The 6049-nt window shown below is 64.1% G+C and carries 4 protein-coding genes; all 4 read right to left on the bottom strand.

The features are described 5' to 3' along the window. Positions 1 to 316: 316 nt before the first annotated feature. Positions 317 to 649: a DUF2934 domain-containing protein gene (locus tag CK219_RS30915; protein WP_095770208.1), complete on the bottom strand. Its 333-nt coding sequence runs from the start codon at positions 647 to 649 to the stop codon at positions 317 to 319. 404 nt (positions 650 to 1053) lie between these two features. Continuing rightward, on the bottom strand, positions 1054 to 2163 hold the full coding sequence (locus tag CK219_RS30910) for a mandelate racemase/muconate lactonizing enzyme family protein (RefSeq protein ID WP_095770207.1): 1110 nt from the start codon (positions 2161 to 2163) through the stop codon (positions 1054 to 1056). A 55-nt stretch (positions 2164 to 2218) separates the two neighbouring features. Continuing rightward, on the bottom strand, positions 2219 to 4657 hold the full coding sequence (locus CK219_RS30905) for an FAD-dependent oxidoreductase (protein WP_095770206.1): 2439 nt from the start codon (positions 4655 to 4657) through the stop codon (positions 2219 to 2221). 148 nt (positions 4658 to 4805) lie between these two features. Then, the gene (locus CK219_RS30900; protein ID WP_095770205.1) at positions 4806 to 5804 is read right to left on the bottom strand and encodes a L,D-transpeptidase; all 999 of its coding nucleotides are present in this window, start codon (positions 5802 to 5804) and stop codon (positions 4806 to 4808) included. Positions 5805 to 6049: the final 245 nt, after the last annotated feature.

Here is a 6049-nt window from a genome sequence, read left to right as displayed (position 1 = left end):
ACTTGCTGCCCGGTCGGGCTCCAAGAAGCTCGCTATCATCGCCGTCGCAAGGAAGCTCCTGGTCGTCCTCAACGCTATCATTCGCGACAAAACCGCATTCGCATGAACACAGTTGCCATTCCGTGACTTGGAAGCGACGCCACGGTGCAGAATTTTGCTCTGTTGCATTCCTGGGTGAAGGCAACGGCTGGATTCCAGGAGCTTCGCTCCTGCTCTGCCCTGCAAACGATCGCGATGGGCGTTTCGGCCAATCTCCAACGCGTGCCACCTGCCAACGCAAACAGAGCCGACCGGTCAAAATCTCAATGCAGTGCCTCTAATCGACACCGCGCTTGCGTGCTTGCAGATCGCGCGCCGCTTGCTCGATCGCAGCGCGGTCGTTGCCCAGCCTGTCGAGCAGCTCTTGTGCCTCGTCGCCCGAAATGCCGGTGCGCATGGCAAGCGCCTCCACCGTCAGCACATCCGCGCTGTCGATCTCGCGCGTTTCTGGCAGCGCATCGTCTGCCGTCATCGGCAGGGCGGCCTCGCGGTCGATCTCCAACTCCGCCTGATGCCAGTGCCGTTCATGATTGCCCAGGATGCCGCCCTCGCGCTGAAAGATCTCATAGGCACGCTGCCTGATCTTCTCGGTCCGATCGTCGTCGTCCATCGCCGTTCCTCCTTGCGTGTCACAAGAACGCAGGACAGGGCGGAACGATCCGTGGCATCGCGAAGGTGATCGGGTGCTGTGCTGCCGGTCAACATGCCGGGCGTGGCGACAATCGCGCAGGTGGTTCCCCCACTCCGTCTCGGCGCTGCGCGCCGAGCCACCTCACCCCCCTCCGGAGGGAGAGGAAACGCCATCGCCGGGGGCGAGCAATGGCAATCGCCAAGTAGAGAGGCAATAGCAATGCCGAGGTCGCGACGTTGCCGGTCAGCATTTCCTCTCCCTCCGGAGGGGGAGAGGTGGCTCGGCGAAGCCGAGACGGAGTGGGGGACGGCGCTGAAAATTATCGGCCACGTCCGCGGCCATTCCGATCCGAATAGTAAGCCTGGCTGCCCGCCGCTTGCCCCTTACGGCCCGTATATCGCCACCGCTTTGCCGAACATGCCGGGCTCGGGTTTTACGCCGAGCCCCGGCCGTTGCGGCACGGCGATGTGCCCTTGCTTGATGACGACCGGGTGCTTCTGGTCGAAATGGCCCTTGATGTATTCCTGGGCGATCCAGGCTCCTTCCATGCGGCGCGGCTCGACGGTGGCGGCCAGATGCACGCAGGCCGCCGCGATGATGTCGCCGCCCCAGGCGTCGTCGCAACTGTGCGGCAGCGAGCGGATGGCGCAGAGGTCGCGCACCGTGGTCATCTTCGTCAGTCCGCCCAGGCGCGTCACCTTGAAGCCGAAGCCGTCGGCGATGCCCAGCGAGATCGCCCGCAGCACGGCATTCTGATCCTCGGTGCTCTCGTCGAGATAGACCGGATGTGTCATGCGGCCTTTCAGCGTCGCGATCTCGTCCATCGTGTTGCAGGGCTGCTCGAAGACGAAGGGAATTTGCTGGCAGAGCCGGTCGAGATGGATCGCTGCGGCCGCCGTCAGGCCCCGGTTACCGTCGACCGCTAGCCGAGCCTTGTAACCGACCGCTTCCCAGACCTTGTGGACGACGGCGACGTCTTCCTCCAGGTTGCGGCCTCCGATCTTGACCTGCAGGCGCGGGTAACCGGCGCTCACCTTGTCGGCGGCGACCCTCGCCGTCTCCTCCGGCGGGCCGACGATCAGCGAATAATAGGCCGGCACGCGGTCGGTCAGCGCGCCGCCCAGCAGCGTCGAGACCGGCACGCCGAGTTTTTGGCCGAGCAGGTCGAGGAACGCCATGTCGAAGGCGGCCTTGGCATAGCCATGCCCGTTGAGCCGCTCGTCCATCTGTTTGGCGAGCAGCCTGATCGAGGCGATTTCCACGCCGATCAGCCCCGGCGCGATTTCGGCGATCGCCGCGCGGGCGCCCAGCGCATGATGCGGCTGGTAGACCGGGCCGATCGGGCAGGTCTCGCCCCAGCCGGCAAAACCGTCATCGGTAACGATCTCGACCAGCGTCGAGTCCAGCGCCTCCACATCGGCGCTGGCCATCCGGTAGACGCCGCCTTTGACCGGCAATTGCGCCGAATAGACGTTGATCCGATCGATACGCATACGGGCTTCCCTCCGAAGGACACGTCGGCAACGGGGCCTTTGCAGGCCCCGCCTATTACATCCGCGCCCTGGCCGAGGTCGGATCGTAAGGCGAATCCGCGATCACCTCGGCGACCTTCCAGTCGCCCAGGATCGCGACGTCGAGCTTGGTGCCGGGTTTCGAAAACGGTTCAGGCAGCAGCGCTAGCGCCACGTCATGTCCGAGCGCGTAGCCGTAGCCGCCCGACGTGATGCGCCCGACCAGCGCGCCGTCGCTGTAGAGCCCTTCATTGGCAAGCGTGCTGGCGCCGTCGGTTTCGATCCTGAGCGTCACGGATCGCCGCTGGTCGTTGCGCTCCTTGTATTTCAGAACCGCGTCGCGCCCGACGAAGTCGCCCTTGTCGAGCCGGATGAAGCGCTCCAGCCCGCTCTCCAGCGCGTTGAGCTCCGGGTTCATGTCGCGATACATGGCGCGATAGGATTTCTCGAGCCTGAGCGACTCCAGCGCGTGCAGCCCGACCAGCCGCATGCCGTGCTTCTCGCCTTCCTTGAGGATCGCGTCGAGCAATCGCCGCTGGTAGGGCAGGGGATGATAGAGTTCCCAACCGAGCTCGCCTTCATAGTTCACCCGCAGCAGCCGCACGTCGCTTGCCAAGGCGACGCTGCCGGTCTTGACGCCGAACCAGGGAAAACTTTCGTTGGAAAGGTCGATCTCCGTGAGGGGCTGCAGCACGGCCCGCGCGTTCGGCCCGACGACGGTAAAGCAGCCGCGGTCGTTGGTGACGTTCTTCAAGGATACGCTGCCGTCGGCGGGAAGCAGTCTTGAAAGGTCGTCCAAGTTCCAGCGTTCGGCGCGCGGCGTCGAGATCAGGTAGAACAGGTCCTCGCCAAGCCGCGCCACCATATATTCCGCCTGCACGCCACCGCTGGTGGTGAGGTGATGCGCCAGCGTCACCTTGCCGACCGCCGGCAGGCGGTTGGCGATGATCCGGTCCAGCCAGGCGGCCGCGCTGGGACCTGACACCTCGAACTTGGTCATCGGCGTCATCTCGACCAGGCCGACGGCGTTGCGTACCGCCTGTACTTCCTCGCCGACAAGATTCCCCTTGGGCGTCCAGCGCCAGCTATATTGGTCCTTGGCCTCGACGCCGTCGCGCGCGAACCAGTTGGGCATTTCCCAGCCATTGAGCACGCCCCAGACCGCTCCCAGTTCCGTCAGCCTGTCATAGGAAGGCGCGGTCTTCTGCGACCGCGCGGCGGGCATGTCCTGGCCCGGATACTTCTGTTCGGCATGCGTGCCCCACGCCTCGCGCACCTTCTCGCGCGTCCATTCCTTGTTGGCGTAGTCGCCGAAGCGGCGCGGGTCGAGATCGGATGTATCGATACTGTTGCCGCCTTCGACGATCCGCTCCGACAAATAGTAGCCGATCGCTCCGCCCCACAGGATGCCGCCCGGCACGCCTTCGGCCAGCCAGACATTGGGCAGGCCCCAAGCCTGCCCCATCAAGGGCAGCTCGTCCGCCGTCATCTGGAACGGGCCACGCACATTGGCCTTGATGCCGACGCGCCCGAGCGCAGGCACCAGCTGCAGCGCCTGCTCCCAGTTCCACGACACCGCCTCGAAATCCTCTTCCAGCAGATCGGCGCCGAACCAGGACGGCACGCCATCCTCGGCGAAGAGTTTCAGGTGTTCGGTGCGCTCATAGGGACCGAACATCAGCCCGTCGCCTTCTTCGCGCAGATACCCTTCAAAACCCTCGTCGCGCAGGATCGGCATTTCGGGCCGGCCGGCGCGCTTGCGCTCCACCACCTCCGGCACCGCCTCGGTGATCCAGTACTGGTGCAGGATGGGGATCGCCGGGATCTCCAAGCCAAGCAGCGCGCCGGTCTGGCGCGCGTAATTGCCGGTGGCGCAAATCACATGCTCGCAGGTGATGTCGCCCTTGTTGGTCTCGACCAGCCATTCGCCGGAAGCGGTCCGCTTGAAGCCGGTGACCTCGGTATTGAGATAGACCTTGGCGCCGAGATCCCGCGCGCCCTTGGCCATGGCATGCGTCACATCGGCCGGCGCGATATGCCCGTCATCGGGATGGTAAAGCGCGCCGAGCATATCCTTGTTGTCGAGCAGCGGCCAGAGCTTGCGCGCCTCATCGGGGGTGAGCAATTGCGCCCGCATGCCCTGCACCTCGGCCACGCTCATATAGCTCTTGAATTCATCGAGTCGGTCTCTCGAATTGGCGATGCGCAACTGTCCGCATTTGTGCCATCCGACCGGCTGCCCGGTCTCCGCTTCGAGACCCTCATAGATTTCGATCGTCTTTTTGATCATCCGCCCAACATTGATGTTGCGGGAATAGGACGGAATCAGCCCCGCCGCATGCCAGGTCGAGCCGGCGGTGAGCTGCGTGCGCTCGAGCAGCGCGACATCCGTCCAGCCGCGCTTGGCCAGGCCATAAAGAATACCCGCGCCAACGCATCCGCCGCCGACGATCACCACCCGCGCATGTTCTTTCATCGAACCACCAAACCCAGACCATTCTCCAAACCGCGCCGTCGAAGCTACAGGCGAGGCAAGGCGGTGTAACGTTCTGAAAAACTGAGGATGACGATAAATTGAGCTTATGCAGCGATCTGCGATTGGCGGATCGCGACCCGCCGGCATCTCACTGCACTTGCCCGTCCTGCGCCGTCTCGTCCTTGAAGTCGACTTTGGTGCCCGGCTTGACCATGGCGGCGAGGTCCTCGGCGTCCCAGTTGGTCAGCCGGATGCAGCCATGCGAGAAGGTGGTGCCGATCTTGCCCGGGTCAGGCGTGCCGTGGATGCCGTAGCTCTCGATCGAGAGATCGATCCATACCGATCCGACGGGATTGTTGGGCCCCTTGGCGATGGTGAAGGGCCGCTTGCTCTTGACGCCCTTGAAGGCGAATTTCGGATTGTAACGATAGGTCGGATTGTGCACCACGCGCTTGACCTCGGCCGTGCCGCTCGGCGCCGGCTTTTCCTCGCTGCCGATCGAGGCAGGATAGACCGCGAGCGCTTTGCCCGACGCATCGAGCGCGCGCACTTGGCGGGCACCCTTGTCGACCTCGACGCTTGCGACGGCCGCGGGAGGATCGCCACGGCCGACATCGGGCACCACCAACGTGGTGTCGGCCTTCCTGAAACCGGCTTTGGGATTGAGCAGCCTCAGCAACTGTTCGCTGACATGGAAGCGCTCCGCCAGTTTTTCCCGCGCATTGCGATAGCCGAGCCGCTTCAGACGCGCCATCCGCTCCATGCGGGCGGGGATGCGCCTGGTGAACGGCCCGCGCACATCCTTGGCCGTGACCTCGTAGTTTATCAGCACCGGCCCGGCGAAAGTCGCCGCGAGCTTGTCCCAGGTCTCACGGGTGAGCTTGCCGTCGGAGGGGAGCCCGTTGGCCGCCTGGAAGGCCGCGACGCCCTTGGAGAAATTGTCGGACAGGCGGCCGTCGATCAGGCCGGGGGAGAAGCGGGCGCGATCGAGAAGAATTTGCGCTCTGAGCACCATCGGATCGACGCCCTTCGGCTCGCCCTCGCTGAATTGCGCCTGGTTGACAGCGGCGAGGTCGAGCTTGGCTGCCAGCGTCCCGCCGCACGCGAGCACGAGCGCCAATCCAGCGATAACAAGCAGCCTGATCATCGACGTCACTCCAGGATCGCGGCAAGAGCCTGTCTCTATGACGCGGCACGGCCGATGTGGTTCCTGTCGCGAGGAGCCGCACGAGATCATCACGAGTGTGCGCCTTCTCCCATATATGTTTGAATTTTAAGCTGGAAACCAGTTCCCATGAATGCAGAGAACTGGCATTATGGTCTCAGGGCCTGCGCATTTTCTTATTCCATGGCCCCTTGTCCTGGTAACCGGCGGCTCCCCAACACCTGTCT

This window comes from Mesorhizobium sp. WSM4313 (genome assembly GCF_002294725.1).
GTDB lineage: Bacteria > Pseudomonadota > Alphaproteobacteria > Rhizobiales > Rhizobiaceae > Mesorhizobium.
The sequence above is the reverse complement of the archived record's forward strand: the minus strand, read 5'-3'. Positions and strand labels throughout refer to the sequence as shown.